The organism is Arthrobacter sunyaminii, assembly GCF_018866305.1.
In the GTDB taxonomy this organism is placed as follows: Bacteria; Actinomycetota; Actinomycetes; order Actinomycetales; family Micrococcaceae; genus Arthrobacter_B; species Arthrobacter_B sunyaminii.
Genome location: NZ_CP076456.1, coordinates 2,823,951 through 2,841,169, shown reverse-complemented (window position 1 = coordinate 2,841,169; position 17,219 = coordinate 2,823,951). Strand labels below are relative to the sequence as shown.

Below are 17,219 nucleotides of genomic sequence, written 5' to 3'. Positions count from 1 at the left end.
TGAGAGAGATGACTGCCCAAACTGTCGAGCACGGATCTGATTCCGTAGCCTCGGGTGCCACCGGCCGTATCGCCCGTGTCATCGGCCCGGTTGTCGACGTCGAATTCCCGGCTGACGCAATCCCCACCATCTACAACGCCCTCACCACCGAGCTGACGCTCAACGGTGAGACCAAGACCATCACGTTCGAAACGTCCCAGCACCTCGGCGACAACCTCGTGCGCGCCATCTCCATGCAGGCCACCGACGGCCTGGTCCGCGGCGCAGCCGTCAAGGACACCGGCGCACCGATCTCCGTCCCCGTAGGCGACGGCGTCAAGGGCCACATCTTCAACGTCCTGGGCAAGCCCCTGGATGTCGCTGAAGATCAGCTGGAGATCACCGAGCGCTGGCCCATCCACCGCAAGGCTCCGAACTTCGCGGACCTCGAAGGCTCCACCGAGATGCTGGAAACCGGCATCAAGGTGATCGACCTTCTCACCCCGTACATCAAGGGTGGAAAGATCGGCCTGTTCGGCGGCGCCGGCGTCGGCAAGACCGTGCTGATCCAGGAAATGATCACCCGTGTGGCCCGCAACTTCGGTGGTACCTCGGTATTCGCCGGTGTTGGCGAGCGTACCCGTGAAGGCAACGACCTCTGGGTTGAAATGGAAGAGGCAGGCGTCCTCAAGGACACCGCCCTTGTATTCGGCCAGATGGATGAGCCGCCGGGAACGCGTCTGCGCGTGGCCCTGTCCGGCCTGACCATGGCGGAGTACTTCCGCGATGTGCAGAACCAGGACGTGCTGCTCTTCATCGACAACATCTTCCGCTTCACGCAGGCAGGTTCCGAGGTTTCAACGCTTCTGGGCCGCATGCCGTCCGCTGTGGGCTACCAGCCGAACCTGGCCGACGAGATGGGTCTCCTGCAGGAGCGCATCACGTCCACCAAGGGTCACTCCATCACGTCGATGCAGGCCATCTACGTGCCTGCTGATGACTACACCGACCCGGCCCCGGCCACCACGTTCGCGCACCTGGACGCCACCACGGAACTTTCCCGTGAAATCGCCTCGCGCGGTCTGTACCCGGCCGTGGATCCGCTGACCTCAACGTCGCGCATCCTCGACCCGCAGTACGTGGGCCAGCTGCACTACGACACGGCAGTCCGCGTCAAGCAGATCCTCCAGAAGAACAAGGAACTGCAGGACATCATCGCCATCCTCGGCATCGACGAGCTCGGCGAAGAGGACAAGATTGTTGTGGCACGTGCACGCCGCATCCAGCAGTTCCTGTCGCAGAACACCTACACCGCCAAGCAGTTCACCGGCGTCGAGGGCTCCACGGTCTCCATCAAGGAAACCATTGAGGGCTTCAAGGCCATCTGCGACGGCGACGTGGACCACATCGCCGAGCAGGCCTTCTTCAACGTCGGCAGCATGGACGATGTCATGGCCAACTGGGCGAAGATCCAAGAGCAGACCGGGAAGTAAGCCCTATGGCGAACACTGCTGAACTCGAAGTTGAGATTGTCGCAGCGGACCACTTCGTGTGGTCCGGCGCGGCAAAGATGGTCAAGGCACGCACCAGTGAGGGCGACGTCGGGATTCTTCCCGGCCACACCCCGCTGCTGGCCATTCTGGCCGAGGGCGAAATGGCCATCGAGCCGGTCTCCGGTGCCCGCTTCACGGTGAACGTTGACGGTGGTTTCTTCTCCGTCGACAGCAACCGCGTAGTGATTGTCGCTGACAACGCTCAGATGAACGACGCAGCCAACGCTGGGACTCGCTGACCCTTCCCAATGAGCAGCTCTTATTTGTTCATTGCGCTGGCAGGGCTCCTGTTCCTGCTGGTACTGGCAGTAGTTCTGTTCGGGGTGCGCCGCAGTCAGCTGCGGCGCGCCCTGGGTACTTTTGACGCCTCCATCTGCTTTCCGCCCCGCGGGTGGCAGATGGGGGTTTGTCGTTATACGGACACCCATCTGGAATGGCTGCGCCTTATCTCGCTCAGCCCGCGGCCGCCGCATCGGTTCCTGCGCAGCTCGCTGGAGATAGGAAGCTGGCGGCAGCCCACGGAGGCTGAGCGCGCCCGCATCCAGCCGGGCGCCATCATCGTCACACTGGAATACCAGGGCACGGAATTCCTCGTGGCCATGAAGTATGAGGTTTACACAGGCCTGTCCTCGTGGCTTGAAGCCGGCCCTGTCATTGGCATCGGGACCTGGCGCTAAGGAAATCAGCAACCGTCAACCGCCTTAGTATTGAGGAATGGAAGACGTCATTGTTGTTACCGGACCGGCCACGCTCAACGGAGCGGTCAGCGTCCCCGGAGCTAAAAACAGTGTCCTGAAACTGATGGCGGCAACGCTGTTGGCGCAGGGATGCTCCACGATCACCAACGTTCCCAACATCCAGGATGTCTGGATCATGGCCGAGCTGCTGCGCCGGCTGGGCTGCTCCGTCGATTACGACGTCGAAGCGGCCGCCGTCTCCATCGACGTTCCGGAACTGCCCCTGCACCAGGCGGACTATGACCTGGTGCGCGCCATGCGGGCCTCCATCTCGGTCCTCGGCCCGCTGGTTGCCCGCTGCCGCCAAGCCGAAGTGGCACTGCCCGGCGGTGACGCCATTGGCTCCCGCGGGCTGGACATGCACCGAGCCGGCCTTGAGCTGATGGGAACCACCATCACCATTGACCACGGGTACCTCGTGGCCTCTGTGCCGGACGGCCTGATCGGAGCCCGCCATCTGCTGGACTTTCCGTCCGTGGGGGCTACCGAGAACCTGATGATGGCTGCGACCCTCGCCGCGGGAACCACCGTCATCGACAACGCGGCACGCGAACCTGAAATCACGGACATTGCACTCATGCTCAACGAAATGGGCGCCCGAATTTCCGGCATCGGCACCAACACCTTGGTGATCGAGGGGGTTGAGCGGCTGGAACCGGTGGTGCACCGGGTGGTGCCGGACCGGATCGTTGCCGGAACGTGGGCCTTCGCAGCGGCTATCACCGGCGGCTGCATCGAAGTGCGCGACGCGGACGCCTCCGCGCTGACCGTGGTGCTGGACAAGCTCTCGCAGGCCGGTTGCACCGTCACGGTGGGGGAGGACAGCTTTACCGTCAAAGGCAACGGACGCCCGGAGCCCATCAACGTCTCCACCCTGCCGTATCCGGGTTTTCCGACCGACCTGCAGCCCTTCGTTGTGGCCATGAATGCCGTTTCCACCGGTTCCGGAATGGTCACGGAGAATGTCTTCGAGGCCCGCTGGGGATTCACCTCGGAGCTCGCGCGGCTGGGTGCCGTCATCCGGCTGGACGGGCATCACGCCCTGATCCAGGGGGTTCCCCGACTGTCCGGGGCACCCGTCGAAGCCAATGACATCCGGGCCGGTGCTGCCCTCGTCATAGCCGGGCTGGCCGCTGAAGGCACCACCGAGGTCCGCGGAGTGGACCACATTGACCGCGGATACGAAAAATTCATGGAGAATCTTCGCGGGCTGGGCGCGCAGGTCATTCGCCGGCGCAGCTGACACCCGAGCAAATCCCGCCGGCTCGGGAAATCCCTCCGGTACGCAGCGGCAGGGATTTCCCCCTGGAAACCAAGAAAGTCCCCGGCAGATGCCGGGGACTTTCTGGTTACTAAGTTTTTTGGTGAAGCTTAGAGGGCGGTGACGCCGGTAGCCTGGGGGCCCTTGGCGCCCTGGCCGATTTCAAACTCAACGCGCTGGTTCTCATCGAGAGTCTTGAAGCCACCGGTCTGAATTTCAGAGTAGTGAACAAAGACGTCGCCGTCTGCATCATCGGGAGTGATGAAGCCGAAGCCCTTTTCAGCGTTAAACCATTTGACGGTACCCTGTGCCATTTTTGTTTCTCCTCATAAGTGGAACTTCAGACCGCCACACCCCGCGGCGGCCTCATTGTTACTGAAACGGGAAGGCTCAAGATCCTTGCCATTCAGCAGTTCCTTGAGGAGCTTCACGCTCGCAACGGTCTTGCGAGCATGAATAACACCTACACAAAGACTGGTTATAGGATTACACACACCCAAAGGCTGGTCAACGAATTCGGGCAAAATATTTACGAGTATTTTCGAGAGTGTTTTGCCCGCACTTCTTAGCGCGGTTGATCCGGCCCGTATGAACTTCCGGCGGCGTTATGTCTTGGGGATAACCGGGCTGATTTCAGGTGCAATGTCCGGTCTGCGGGACCCGGTCTCCGCCAAGCTAAAAGAGGCGCGATTCCGAATCGTCCACACCGCGCATGGCGTCATAGTCCAGGGTGAGGCACTCGATACCGCGGTCGTTTGCGAGCACCCGTGCCTGCGGCTTGATCTGCTGCGCGGCGAACACGCCCTTGACCGGAGCCAGAAGCGGATCCCGGTTGAGCAGCTCAAGGTAGCGCGTGAGCTGTTCAACGCCGTCGATATCCCCGCGGCGCTTGAGTTCCACGGCAACCGTGGTGCCGGAGGCGTCCCGGGCCAGGATGTCCACCGGTCCGATGGCTGTCATGTACTCCCGGCGGATCAGCGTGAAGCCCTCGCCGAGCTTGGTGATCTGCTCGGCCAGCAGCCGCTGCAGGTCAGCCTCCACGCCGTCCTTGATGAGGCCCGGATCCACACCGAGGTCATGGGATGTCTCGGAGAAGCGTTCATAGATGCTGATGACGAGTTTGTCGTCTGTCTTGGCACTTTGGACGTTCCACGTTTCGATGACGCCTGTTTCGGCGTCGTCATCCGAGGGAGCGGTGACCCGGAGGGTGGCCGGAGGGCTCATCCAGTTCAGGGGTTTGTAGGAGCCGCCGTCGGAGTGGATCAGGACGGAACCGTCGGCTTTCACCATCAGCAGACGGACGGCGAGCGGAAGATGGGCACGGAGGCGGCCGATGTAGTCAACAGAGCAGCGGGCTATTACTAAACGCACAGTTGCACTTTACCGGCTCTGCTTGAGGCAAAATAACTTATATGCCCCGTTCCAACCGTCCCCGCCGCCCGCCCGGCGCAGCCAACGCCAACTTGGGCCGCAGTGCCCGGAGCAAATGGGCAACGCCTGCCGCGGAGCTGGACCTGGAACGCACCCGCGCCGGAATACCGCATCGGGAAAGCGCGCCCGACGGTGAATGGTCAGTGCGGCAAATCACGGCCCGCAATGCGGCAAAAGAGTACAAATGCCCCGGGTGCGGCATCACCATTCCGCCCGGAATCCCGCACCTCGTGGTGTGGCAGGAGGACTCGCTTCTGGGCCGTGAAACCGCCGTCGCGGACCGCCGGCACTGGCATGAGCGCTGCTGGCGCACGCGCAGAACCGGCGGCCGGCGGCGCTGAGCGGCTGCCGCCGTCGGGCACCGCTGAGCGTCCCGTAGCCAGCTGCTAGCGCTGGTCCTGGCGGGAAATAAAGACTTCCTTGAGCAGCAGCAGCACGGCTGCTGCGGTGGGAATGGCAATCAGGGCGCCCAGGACGCCCAGCAGGGTTCCGCCGGCGATGACGGCGATGACGGCCACGGCTCCGGGCACTGCGACGGCACGCTGCATGATGCGCGGGGATACGAAGTACGCCTCGAACTGCAGGTACGCCACGTAGAACAGTGCAAAGACCACGGCGGTCTGCCAGCTGACGGTAAGGGCTACGAGGGATACCAGCACCAGCGCGATGGGCGGGCCCACCAGTGGAATAAAGGCCAGCAGTGCCACCACAAAGGCGAGCAGAACGGAGAACGGCACCCCGGTGATGCTCATGACAATGAAGGCATAGGTGGCGTCCAGCAGGGCGACCAGCCCCTGGCCGATCACGTAGTTGCCCACACTGCCGCTGATTTCCTCGGAGAGGGCTTCGACGCGGCGGCGCCGGCTCTTGGGTGCCAGACGGTACGCCCACAACTTCATGGACGGCAGGGAGGAGAGGAAGTACAGGGTCAGCACCAGGATAATCAGCGCACCGAAAAGGCCGTTGGCAATAACCGTGCCCACCGAAAGCACGCCGCCGAAGACCCCGCCCAGCGCGTCCGCGTTGCTGAAGAACTTATTGACCTCTTCTTCGATCCTCTCCCGCACATGGAACTGTTCTTCAATGTTGACGAAGAAATCCGATTCCAGAAAGGTGTCCACATAGCCGGGGGCATTGTTGATGATCTCCGTGGTCTGCCGCACGATGGTGGGAATCAGGGTCGCGAAGAAGCCCATAATGATTCCGGCCAGGCCCAGGACAGTGATGGCAATTCCGGCCGGCCGGGGTATCCTCCGGGCCGCCAGCCAGCGCACTATGGGGTCCAGTCCCAGCGCTATGAAGAGTGCGGCTCCGATCCATACCAGGAGTTCACCGACGTTGGTCAGGATGAAATAGCAGAGAAGGGCAATTCCCACGCCCACGGAAAACATGAAGCCGAAATGGATGGGATGGCTGCTCATGCGGGTGGGGGAATCATCGCCGCTGCTGCCGGCCTCGACGGGTTGCTCGGGACCGGCCGGCGCTGTTCCCTCCGCCGCAGTCTCCGGCGGAAACTCGAACCGGCGCCGCGGACGGGCTCCGGGAATACCGCGGGGCGCCGCGTGCCGGATCCGTTCGGAGGCGGCGGACAGAAAACCGGGGCGCTTGCCTGACGGAGAATTCGTGCCCCCGGCCTGTCCGGAAATAGGACGGGATCCGTCAGCCGGCAGGTCCTGGTTCTCGGCCATTGTGCAGGTCTCCTAGATTTAGCGAACGCCCCGGTACGAAGCGCCACATTATCAGTCCCGGAGCCCCGGCGGCGGGGTGCGCGCACGCGGCGGCGGGCTTCGAATGTGTCCTGCCAGAGGATTTCGTTACCATTGGGTTATAAACCCGGCTACCGCCCTGACATTCAAGAGGCTCCACGTCCCGTTCGCCTGCCTATACGTGAGGCACTTGCACCGAGACTGAAGATAGGTAAGTTGTGCGAAACAAATTTGCAGTTCCGCTGATCGTCATCGGAGTGCTGCTGATGCTCATCGGCATCGGGCAGCGCACCGTCTGGGCCCCGCCCAGCACCGTTACGGCGGCAGCACCGTCCCAAGACCAGGAAGCGCCGCTGACCGTCATCAGCTCGGACGTCCTCACCCAGCACTCCGACGGGGTGGATGTGACCGTCTCTGCGGACGGGCCGTTCCTGATGGCCGTAGGCCGGGCCGACGACGTCGACGCCTGGGTGGGGGACGCCTCCGTGCTGCGCATCGGTGCCGACGGCGAGTCGCTCACCTCCGAGGTAACGGACGGCACTGACACTGTTCCCAACCCTGCCGGATCCGACCTGTGGGTCTCCGAACAGGAAATCGAGGATGAGCTGACCTTCGGCTGGGAGCCGCCCGCCGCCGGGGACTGGCAGATCCTGCTGGCCACGGACGGGACCGCAGCTGCCCCTTCGGCTGTCTCGGTTACTTTCGCCAACGATGATTCCACTCCGTTTGCCGTCCCCCTGATCGTCCTGGGCGCCCTTGTCGCCGTTCTGGGCCTGGCGCTGACCTTCATGACCGGCCGGGGCAACAGCGGCCGCCGCTCCGGCGGGAACGGACCTTCCTCTTCGGAACCGGCCAAGCAGGCCACACCGTCGGGCGCCCATCCGGCAACCGGCGGCACCGGGGACCCCGCCGTCGTACCCGCCAAGGATTCCAAAGCGGGACCTGCGGGCAGTACGCAGGCCTTCGGTATCCTTCCCGCCCTCAGGCGCCGCGGTCCTGCGGCGGCTCTGGGCACCGTCATTGCCGCCGGCCTGAGCTTTGGCGCACCGGCTGCGGCACTGGCAGCGCTTCCGCTCACTGCAAGCCCTGCAGCAGAATCCACGAGCCCCGCAGCAGAATCCGGCAGCGAAGCCACGCCGCCCGTGGTGCTGGATTCCCAGCTGGAACGGATCCTCTCCGAAGTCGCATCCACCGTGACCGAAGCCGATGCGGCAAAGGATGCAAAGCTGCTCGCCACCCGCGCCGCCGGAAGCGCCGCAAGCCTGCGCGAGGCCAATTACGCCACCGCAGCGAAGGTGCCGGAAACTGACGCACCGGAGCCGGTTGTCGCGGAACCGCTGATGACGGACCTGATCATGGGCGGAACTGAGTTCCCGCGCAGCATCGTGGCGGTCACCCAGGGTCCGGACAACGAAGTTCCGCAGGCGCTGCTCCTTGTGCAGGAATCGGCCCGCCAGAACTACAAGCTGGTTTCGGCCATCAAAATGCTGCCCGGCACCACCTTCCCCAAGCGTCCTGCCAACGGCACCGGAGTAAATCCGGCTCCGGCAGGCTCAGCTGACGGACTCGACATTGCCCCGCAGGCCGCCGTCGACGGCCTGGCGGACGCCCTGACCAACCCCGAAGGCGCAAACAAGGACACGTTTGCAGCCAACACCTTCGCCGAGGCCGTCACCAAGTTCCAGAAGACCGTCCTGTCCAGCCCGGATAACGAGTTTGCCGATATTACGTTCAAGCACACATCCGTGCCGGCCGACACCCGGGCGCTGAGGACCGCGGACGGTGGCGCCATCGTCTTCGGGTACATGGACAGCAGCTATGCGAGCGTTCCGCGGGAAGTGGGTGACTCGATCAATCTGGAGGGCACCGTCTACGAGAAGCTGACAGGCGAAACGAGCACGGAGGCCGGAATCGATGTGAAGTACGGCGAGGGCGTCATGCTGTACGTTCCGCCCGCCGGCAGCACGGACCAGATTCAGGTCATTGGCGCCGTCCAGGAACTGCTGTCCGCCACCCTCAAGTAGCCCTACCCTCTGTCAGGGGTAACCGGGGTGCCGGTGACCCGAGTCCGCGTAATAAGGTGAAGCCATGAGCACTCCGAACCACCGCCCCGCACCGGCCCCTTCCTCGATGAATCTGCGGGGAGCCGTTGACCTGTCCGCGCTAAAAGCCAAGGCGTCTGCGCCGCCGGCACCCGCCGGTGCTTCGGGCGAACCGGCAGCCGCTGCGGGCGGGGCCAGCCCGTACATCGTGGAGGTGACCGAGCAGTCCTTCCCCCAGGTGGTTCAGCTCTCCGCGCAGGTGCCGGTGATTATTGACCTCTACTCGGCCCGCAGCCCGGAGTCGCAGCAGGTCAGCGCGGTGCTGCAGAACATCGTGGCGGAGCAGGACGGAAAGCTGCTGCTGGCACGGGTTGACGTGGATCAGCATCCCCAGATTGCCCAGGCATTCCAGGCCGTGGCAGTGCCCACGGTCGCTGCGGTCCTCAAGGGCCAGCCGGTACCGCTCTTTGACCGTGAAGTGCCCGAGGAACAGATCCGCGCCCTCGTTGCCGAGCTGCTCCAGGTCGCCGCGGCCAACGGTGTCACCGGATCCCTGAATGAGGACGGAGGCGCTGAAGCTGCCGAGGATGCACCCCTGCCGCCGCTGCACCAGGAAGCCTACGACGCCATTGTTGAAGGAGACTACGACGGCGCTGCCGCGGCCTACCGCAAAGCGCTGGCCGAGCAGCCTGCCGACGCCGAAGCCAAGGCCGGGCTCGCCCAGGTGGAGCTGATGGCCCGGCTCAAGGGGGTTGACGCGGAGAAGCTTCGCACCGATGCCGCGGAGAACCCCAACGACGTCGACGCCCAGCTGGCGGTCGCTGACTTGGATGTCTCCGGCGGCCACGTTGAAGATGCCTTCACCCGTGTGGTGCGCCTGATCTCCCGGGTCTTCGGCGAAGACCGTGAGCGGGCCAGGCTGCGGCTGCTGGATTTGTTCGAAGTGGTGGGCACCACCGATCCGCGGGTGACCAAGGCGCGTTCCGCCCTGGCCCGGGCACTCTTCTAGGCCCGCCGGCATGACCGATGCGGCAGCACACCAGTTCCACGGCCTGTTTGATCCACTGACCCTCCGGGGCCTTGAGCTGGCACACCGCGGCTGGGTTGCCGCCATGTGCCAGTACTCCGCCGACGAGGTCAACGCCCCCGGAGTGCCGAATGACTGGCATCTGATGCATCTGGGCTCCTTTGCCGCCGGTGGAGCGGCTCTGATTGTCACGGAAGCCACAGCGGTCAGTCCCGAGGGCCGGATCAGCCCCCAGGACACTGGAATCTATAACCGGGAACAGGTTGACGCCTGGCGCCGGATCATCGGCTTTGTGCACAAATACGGGGCCGCGGACACCAAGATCGGCGTGCAGCTGGCCCACGCGGGGCGCAAAGCGTCCACCTACGCTCCCTTCGCTGAGGGCAGCGGCACTGTTCCGGAGGCCGACGGCGGGTGGCTCACCGTTGGTCCCACCGCCGAGCCGTTTGGCCGCTATGCCGCACCGGAGGCCTTGGACGAGGCAGGTATCCGCAAGGTCATTGATGACTTCGCCGTCGCTGCCAAACGGTCCGTTGAGGCGGGCTTCGACACCATTGAAATCCATGCCGCCCACGGGTACCTGCTGCACCAGTTCCTGACGCCGCTGGTCAATACCCGCACCGACGGCTGGGGCGGATCGGAGGAGGGCCGCAACCGGCTCACCTTAGAGGTCATCGACGCTGTCCGTGCGGTCATCCCCGAATCCATGCCGCTGCTGCTGCGCATATCTGCCACGGACTGGACCGCCGGCGGTGTGGACGAGCACACCTCAGCCCGGCTGGCTGCCCAGGCCCGTGACCGGGGCGTGGACTTTGTGGACGTTTCCACCGGCGGGGCAGTTCCGGGGGCTTCCATACCGGTGGCGCCGGGATACCAAACCGGGTTTGCGGAGTATGTGCGGAAGCATGCAGGCGTGCCCACGGGCGCCGTCGGCCTGATCCGCACGGCGGCGGAAGCCGAGCAGACGCTGCGCGAGGGACGTGCCGACGCGGTCCTTATTGCGCGGGCAGCGCTCAGCGACCCGCACTGGTGGCTGCATGCTGCCGACACGCTGGACGCCAAGCTGCCGTGGGCCCCGCAGTATGAACGGGCCCGCCAGCCGTAGCCTGCAAGCCCTTGGGTTAGCTTGGCCGAAGGTCCAATCCGATCCGCGTGGCTAGAAAAGGCGCCTTTCCCGGTTCGGTTGTCCCGGCGATGCGGCTTCGTTTCGGCCCCCTACTCCGGAAGGCGGGTTTCGCCGCCCGGACTCGGCGTGATTCTGGTCCTTGCGGCTGATCCGTGGACGGGAGCCCGGAGGTAGGTTGGTGGCATGACGAAAGTGGTGCTCACATGACCGATTCCCTGCCCCTGGAAACCTCGGCCGTTCCTGCTGCCCCCGCCCTGGCAATTCGGGGACTGGCGAAGCGTTTCGGCGAGAAAATTGCCGTCAACGGGATCAGCCTCGACGTTCCGGCGGGTTCCTTCTTCGGACTGGTCGGCCCCAACGGTGCGGGCAAGACCACCCTGCTGTCCATGGCAACCGGATTGCTGCGGCCCGAGCATGGCCAGGTGTGGGTGCACGGCACGGATGTCTGGGCGGAGCCGCTGAAGGCCAAGCGCCTGATGGGAGTGCTCCCGGACGGTGTACGGCTGTTTGACCGGCTCACCGGCGAACAGCTGGTGACGTATGCCGGCCTGCTGCGTGGCATGGACCGCGCGACCGTGGCCGAACGGGTGCAGGACCTGCTCGAAGCCATGGACCTGGCCAATGACGCCGGCACCCTCGTTGTTGACTACTCCGCCGGGATGACCAAGAAGATCGCGCTGGCATCGGCGCTGATCCACGCGCCGCGGCTGCTGGTGCTGGATGAGCCATTCGAAGCGGTGGATCCCATCTCCGCCGCCAATATCCGAGACATTCTCGCCGGCTATGTTGCCAACGGAGGCACCGTCATCGTCTCCAGCCACGTGATGGACCTGGTCCAGCGCATGTGTGACCACGTGGCTGTGGTTTCCGGCGGCAACCTCCTGGCGGCCGGAACCGTGGACGAGGTCCGCGGCGGCGAATCCCTGGAAGACCGGTTCGTGCAGCTCGTCGGCGGACGCACCCACTCGGAGGGACTGCCGTGGTTGCGCACCTCGTAAGGCTTAAGCTGACCCTGCTGCGCAACTCCCTGCGCCGCAGCCCCTGGCAGATCGTGGGGATTGTCTTCGGGGCGCTGTACGGTCTGTCAGTCCTGGTGTTGCTCTTGACCGGGCTGTTCTTTCTGAGCACCACCGACCCCGAGCTGGCCCGGACAGTGACAGTGCTGGCAGGTTCCGCTGCCGTGCTGGGCTGGGCCCTGATCCCGATCCTTGCCACCGGCGTGGACCTGACCCTGGACCCGGCGCGCTTCGTTACGTTTGCCGTGCCCCTGCCGAAGCTGCTAACCGGCCTGGCACTGGGCGGTCTCATCGGGATTCCCGGCGTGGTCACCGTCCTGGCCGCACTCGCCTCGGCGGCAGTGTGGTGGCGTTCTCCGGCCGCAGTGGCGGCCGGTCTCCTGACCGCGATCATCGCGGTTTTCACCTGTGTCATTGCTGCCCGGGTCACCGTGGCGGCGAGTACCTCGCTGGCTTCCTCCCGCCGGTTCAAAGACATCACCGGTCTTCTGCTCATCATTCCCCTGATGCTGCTGGGACCGATTATTGGCGGGATCAGCTCGGGTGTCAGCGGTGCAGGCGAGTACCTTCCTTCCCTGGCAGGCACACTGTCCTGGACCCCGCTTGGAGCTGCCTGGGCCGTCCCCGGCGACGTTGCCCTGGGCCAGTGGGGAACCGCGGCCGCCAAGCTGGCCATCGCCGTCGTCTTTTTAGCCCTGCTGGTCTGGGCCTGGAAAGTCCTCCTCGTCCGGGCGCTGGTCACGCCTCCGTACAACGCCGGAGCCCGGCGTAAGGGCGGCAAGCTGGGCTTCTTCGGACTGTTTCCGGGGACCCCCACCGGTGCAGTGGCGGCCAGGGCCCTGACCTACTGGATCAGGGATCCGCGCTACGGCGCCTCCCTGCTCATCATTCCGCTGCTGGTGGTAGCGCTGCTGTTCGTGAACAACACCGGCGGCACTCCTGTGGTGCCGCTGCTCATCGGCCCGCTGGTGGCTTTCCTCCTGGCCTTCGCGATCTCAGCCGACGTGGCGTATGACAACACCGCCTTTGCGCTGCACATCAGCACCGGGGTTACCGGCGCCGCTGACCGCGCCGGCCGCGCCCTTGCCTGTGCCGCCTTCGGCGTGCCGACGGTGCTGCTGGCCACCGTGCTGCCCTGCGTGCTGCTGGGGCAAACGGACCTGCTGCCGGTGCTGCTGGGTGTTTCACTGGGGGTGCTGCTCAGCGGTCTGGGCCTGTCCAGCGTGGTGTCCGCCCGCTACACCTACAACGTGCCGCTGCCGGGAGAGAACGCGTTCAAGACGCCGCCCGGTTCCGGCGGGCGCACCGTCCTTGTCCAGGGATTGGGCATGCTGGCTCAGCTGGTGATCGTGCTGCCGGTGCTGGCATTGGCCGTGGCCGCCCTCGTGACGGGCAGTGCACTGCTCGGCTGGCTCACGCTGGCCGCCGGCGTGGTGCTCGGAGTCGGGCTGCTGCTGGCCGGGATCCGGATCGGCGGCCGCTGGATGGACCGCCGCGCCCCGGAGCTGCTGGCCGCGGTATCCGTGAACAAATGACCCCTGGTACTAAGATGGGAGCCATGAGTCTTCCTCCCGATCCTTTCGAAAACGACCCTGCCCGCCGCCTCGACGACGGCGGCGGTTCCACCGCCGTTATCGAGCGCGAAGAACAGCGCGAGTACACCGAACCCGGCGACAGTGAGCGGTTTGCCCACTACGTCCGCAAGGAAAAAATCATGGAATCCGCGCTCTCGGGAGAACCCGTGATCGCGCTGTGCGGCAAGGTATGGACCCCGGGCCGCGACCCGAAAAAGTTCCCCGTGTGCCCCACCTGCAAGGAAATCTATGATGGGCTGAGCGCGCCCAAGGACGGCAAAAAATAATTCCGGTGCGTCCATGAGCGGTTCGGCTCCGCAGCGCCGGCCCGCCGGCGCAATGTCCGCAGAGTACCGGGCCCTCACCCTGGGCATTCTGGCGATCATCACCTGTTCCGCCTTCGAAGCGATGGCGGTGACGACGGCGATGCCCGTAGTGGCAGCGGAACTCTCGGCGGGTGCCGGCTACGGGCTGGCATTTTCGATGTTCCTCACCGCCTCGCTGCTGGGCACCGTGGTGGCCGGCAGCAGGTGTGACCGCGAGGGGCCGCTTCCCTCGCTTGCCGCGGGCATGCTGCTGATGACCGCCGGGCTGGTGCTCTCAGCCCTGGCCGGGGAATTCTGGATTGTCACCGCCGGCCGGGCGGTGTCCGGGCTCGGCGGGGGAGCCATGATCGTGGCGGTCTACGTGATCATCGGCGAGATCTATCCGTCGGCACTTCAACCGGTGATTTTTGGCTGGCTGGCGGCGGCCTGGATCCTGCCTTCCATGGTGGGTCCGCTGGCCGCGGGCCTGCTGGCGCAATACGTGAGCTGGCGGTGGGTTTTTGCCGCTGTGATTCCCATTGTGCTGGTTGCCGGACTGATGGTCTGGCCGCGGATCCGCAGCCTGGGTCCGCCCGCCAGCCCCGCAATGGACGCAGCAGCAGGCCGCCGCCGCGCGCTCTGGGGCACGGTGCTGGCCGCTGCCGTGTTCCTCGCGCAGTGGGCGGGCAGCGCGGCCGCAGTGCCGTCGTCGGCCGCCGTACTGCTGTGGGCCGCAGCTGCCGCGGGAGCAGGAGCGGCCGGCGTCGCGCTGGGCCGTCTGCTGCCGCCGGGCACCCTGCGCCTGTCCCGCGGGCTGCCCAGCGTGGTCGCCACGCGCGGCCTGCTTAGTGCCGGATTCGTGGCAGCGGAGGCCTTCCTGCCGTTGATGGTGCTGGCCACGCACGGTGTGGACCCCGCCACTGCCGGACTGGCCCTGACCGCAGGAGCGGTAGGCTGGGCTGTGGGTTCTTTCCTGCAGGCACGTGCCGGCGGGCGGCGTCACCGGCTTTTGGTGATCGGCGCAACCATGCTGGCCGCGGCCGTGGGAGGAATCGGGCTGCTTGCCTCGCCGTCGGTGCCCTTCTGGGTGATCGTGGCGGTGTGGTCCTTCGCGGGAGCAGCCATGGGCCTGGCCCTGTCCAGCACTTCCGTGATGGTGCTGGCTCTGTCCACTTCCGCGGACCGGGGACGCAATTCCGCGTCCCTGCAGATTTCCGACCAGCTCGGAGCCGTTGCGGGAACCACAGTGGCGGGAATTCTCTTCGCCCTCCTGCAGGACCCCGCCGCTTCCGGACAAGCCGGCGTTTTCCGCGTCATGTGGCTTGTCCTGGCCATTTTTGCGTGCCTGGGGATTGTCTCCGGTGCCCGCAGTGCAATTGTTACCCCGAACACAGGAAAGGTGCCGTTCACAGCGTGAGCCCAGATACCCTCTTCGGCGGACCGGCCCTGCCGCCCGCCTACCCGGAGCGAGCCGCGTGGGGCACCGCCCCGAAGCTTCGCCAATGGCAGGCAGAAGCCCTGGAGAAGTTTTTTGCCTCCGACGCCGATGATTTCCTCGCCGTCGCCACCCCCGGTGCAGGCAAGACCACCTTCGCCCTGCGCGTGGCCACCGAGCTGGTGGACCGCGGGATCGTCAAGCGGATCACCGTCGTCGCGCCCACCGACCACCTCAAGCGCCAGTGGGCCGACGCCGCCGCGAAGGTGGGCCTGGCCCTGGACCCCAACTTCAAGAATGCTGACGGCCGCCACGGTGACGGCTTCATCGGCGTGGCAGTGACCTACGCCCAGGTGGCCTCCAAGCCCATGCTGCACCGTGCCAAGACCGAAGCGGCCCGCACCCTGGTGATCCTGGACGAGATTCACCACGGCGGCGACGCCCTGTCCTGGGGTGACGGAATCCGCGAGGCCTTTGAACCGGCCGTCAAGCGCCTGTCCCTGACCGGGACGCCGTTCCGCTCCGACACCGCGGCCATTCCCTTTGTGGAGTACGAAAAGGACCGCGACGGGATCCGCCGGTCCAAGGCGGACTACACCTATGGCTACGGGCAGGCGCTGAAGGACCACGTGGTGCGTCCGGTGATGTTCATGGCCTACTCCGGCACCATGCGCTGGCGGACCAGCGCCGGTGATGAAATGGCCGCTTCCCTCGGCGAAGCCGCCGTTACCAAGGACATCACCGCCCAGGCCTGGCGCACGGCGCTGAACCCCACGGGTGAATGGATCCCTGCGGTGCTGGCCGCCGCTGACCGCAGGCTTTCCGAGGTGCGCCGGGCAGTGCCCGATGCCGGCGGGCTGGTGATCGCAACGGACCACGACGACGCGCGTGCCTATGCGGGCCAGCTGAAGAAGATCACGGGGGAGTCTCCCACGGTCATCCTCTCCGATGATGCCAAGGCCTCGGACAAGATTGATGAATTCTCCGCCGGAGACCAGCGCTGGATGGTGGCTGTGCGCATGGTGTCCGAAGGCGTGGACGTTCCGCGCCTGGCGGTGGGCGTCTACGCCACCTCCACGGCAACCCCGCTGTTCTTTGCCCAGGCCGTGGGCCGGTTTGTGCGTGCCCGTAAGCGCGGCGAGACGGCGTCTGTATTCCTGCCCTCGGTGCCTAACCTGATGGCCCTGGCCAACCAGCTGGAACTGGAGCGCGACCACGCCCTGGACCGCCCGGAGAACCACCTCGAAGAGGAAGGTTTCGCGCTGGAGGACAGCCTCATGGAGGCCGCCAACCGCGAGGAAAAGGCTTCAGACTCCCTCACCAAACAGAAGTTCGAGGCACTGGAATCCCAGGCGTCCTTTGACCGCGTACTGTTCGACGGCGGCGAATTCGGCACCGGCGGAGAGCTGGGCAGCGAAGAGGAACAGGACTTCCTGGGCATCCCCGGTCTGCTGGACGCAGACCAGGTGGGAATGCTGCTGCGCCAGCGCCAGCATGAGCAGCTGTCCCGCCGCGGCCGGAAGGCTGCTGCAGCACCCGAGCCCGAACCGGCTCCCGCGGTCATGGACCACCGGCAGCTCACCGAACTGCGCGGCCAGCTGGCCAAGAACGTCTCCGCCTGGTCTGCCCGTTCCGGTATGCCGCACGGAGTGGTGCACAGCGAGCTGCGCCGCATCTGCGGCGGACCGCCCGTGGCCCAGGCCAATGAGGAGCAGCTCAACCAGCGGCTGAAGAAGCTGCAGGACTGGTTCATCGGGCGCAAATAGCTGAAACGGACCAGAACAACGACGGCGGGTGCCGGTTCCTTCGGGAGTCGGCACCCGCCGTTGTTGTGTGCCGGCGCCGGCGCCGTGCGGGCTGGCCCGGGTCCACGGTTAGTGTCCGTAGAACAGATAACGGGCTTGCGGGGGGCCGGCTCGCGTCCGTAGAGCAGATAACGGGCTCATGGGGGACGTTTAGGCCCGTTATCTGTACTAGAGAGGTCTCAACCCGGAGCATCAGGGCAGACGGCGAGTCCAAAGCACCGG

General features: G+C 65.4%; 16 protein-coding genes. 13 read left to right on the top strand and 3 right to left on the bottom strand.

Annotated elements, in window-relative coordinates; all coding sequences use genetic code 11:
- Positions 1-8 precede the first annotated feature (8 nt).
- The 4 genes from atpD to murA are packed head-to-tail and all read left to right on the top strand — an operon-like array spanning position 9 to position 3,512.
- Positions 9-1,472 (top strand): F0F1 ATP synthase subunit beta, encoded by a 1,464-nt coding sequence (gene atpD / locus KG104_RS12775; RefSeq protein WP_104052450.1) that lies wholly within the window; start codon positions 9-11, stop codon positions 1,470-1,472.
- 5 nt (positions 1,473-1,477) lie between these two features.
- Entirely contained in the window at positions 1,478-1,771 is a 294-nt protein-coding gene (locus KG104_RS12770) for a F0F1 ATP synthase subunit epsilon (protein ID WP_104052449.1), read from the top strand.
- A gap of 9 nt (positions 1,772-1,780) precedes the next feature.
- The gene (locus KG104_RS12765; protein ID WP_104101234.1) at positions 1,781-2,209 is read left to right on the top strand and encodes a DUF2550 domain-containing protein; all 429 of its coding nucleotides are present in this window, start codon (positions 1,781-1,783) and stop codon (positions 2,207-2,209) included.
- A gap of 37 nt (positions 2,210-2,246) precedes the next feature.
- Positions 2,247-3,512: a UDP-N-acetylglucosamine 1-carboxyvinyltransferase gene (gene murA / locus KG104_RS12760; RefSeq protein WP_104052447.1), complete on the top strand. Its 1,266-nt coding sequence runs from the start codon at positions 2,247-2,249 to the stop codon at positions 3,510-3,512.
- Positions 3,513-3,640: 128 nt separating this feature from the next.
- Here the strand turns inward: murA and KG104_RS12755 are convergent, their stop codons facing one another.
- A complete protein-coding gene (locus KG104_RS12755) occupies positions 3,641-3,844 on the bottom strand; it encodes a cold-shock protein (protein ID WP_104052446.1) in 204 nt (67 codons plus the stop codon).
- A gap of 361 nt (positions 3,845-4,205) precedes the next feature.
- Positions 4,206-4,901, bottom strand: a complete 696-nt coding sequence (nucS, locus tag KG104_RS12750) for an endonuclease NucS (protein WP_104052445.1) — start codon at positions 4,899-4,901, stop codon at positions 4,206-4,208.
- A gap of 41 nt (positions 4,902-4,942) precedes the next feature.
- Between nucS and KG104_RS12745 the strand changes: the two genes are divergently transcribed.
- Positions 4,943-5,302, top strand: coding sequence for a hypothetical protein (locus KG104_RS12745; RefSeq protein WP_104052444.1), 360 nt, complete (start codon positions 4,943-4,945; stop codon positions 5,300-5,302).
- A gap of 45 nt (positions 5,303-5,347) precedes the next feature.
- Here the strand turns inward: KG104_RS12745 and KG104_RS12740 are convergent, their stop codons facing one another.
- Positions 5,348-6,649, bottom strand: a complete 1,302-nt coding sequence (locus tag KG104_RS12740) for an AI-2E family transporter (protein WP_104052443.1) — start codon at positions 6,647-6,649, stop codon at positions 5,348-5,350.
- Positions 6,650-6,885: 236 nt separating this feature from the next.
- On the opposite strand from KG104_RS12740, the gene KG104_RS12735 reads away from it, so the two are divergent.
- The 8 genes from KG104_RS12735 (at position 6,886) to KG104_RS12700 (ending at position 16,958) form a co-directional block, all read left to right on the top strand.
- On the top strand, positions 6,886-8,691 hold the full coding sequence (locus KG104_RS12735; RefSeq protein WP_207348027.1) for a DUF8094 domain-containing protein: 1,806 nt from the start codon (positions 6,886-6,888) through the stop codon (positions 8,689-8,691).
- A 64-nt stretch (positions 8,692-8,755) separates the two neighbouring features.
- Positions 8,756-9,718, top strand: a complete 963-nt coding sequence (locus KG104_RS12730) for a co-chaperone YbbN (protein ID WP_207348028.1) — start codon at positions 8,756-8,758, stop codon at positions 9,716-9,718.
- 10 nt (positions 9,719-9,728) lie between these two features.
- Positions 9,729-10,841 carry an NADH:flavin oxidoreductase/NADH oxidase gene (locus tag KG104_RS12725; RefSeq protein WP_207348029.1) on the top strand — a complete coding sequence of 371 codons (1,113 nt, stop codon included), beginning with the start codon at positions 9,729-9,731 and terminating at the stop codon, positions 10,839-10,841.
- Positions 10,842-11,065: 224 nt separating this feature from the next.
- Positions 11,066-11,860 (top strand): ABC transporter ATP-binding protein, encoded by a 795-nt coding sequence (locus tag KG104_RS12720; RefSeq protein WP_104052439.1) that lies wholly within the window; start codon positions 11,066-11,068, stop codon positions 11,858-11,860.
- Positions 11,842-13,413 (top strand): transporter, encoded by a 1,572-nt coding sequence (locus KG104_RS12715; protein ID WP_207348030.1) that lies wholly within the window; start codon positions 11,842-11,844, stop codon positions 13,411-13,413. Before KG104_RS12720 ends, KG104_RS12715 begins: the two co-directional genes overlap by 19 nt.
- Before the next feature lie 14 nt (positions 13,414-13,427).
- Complete coding sequence (locus KG104_RS12710; protein WP_104052437.1) at positions 13,428-13,739, top strand: DUF3039 domain-containing protein; 312 nt, start codon at positions 13,428-13,430, stop codon at positions 13,737-13,739.
- Between the two features lie 13 nt (positions 13,740-13,752).
- Entirely contained in the window at positions 13,753-15,174 is a 1,422-nt protein-coding gene (locus tag KG104_RS12705) for an MFS transporter (protein WP_104052436.1), read from the top strand.
- The gene (locus tag KG104_RS12700) at positions 15,171-16,958 is read left to right on the top strand and encodes a DEAD/DEAH box helicase (RefSeq protein ID WP_207348031.1); all 1,788 of its coding nucleotides are present in this window, start codon (positions 15,171-15,173) and stop codon (positions 16,956-16,958) included. Before KG104_RS12705 ends, KG104_RS12700 begins: the two co-directional genes overlap by 4 nt.
- Positions 16,959-17,219: the final 261 nt, after the last annotated feature.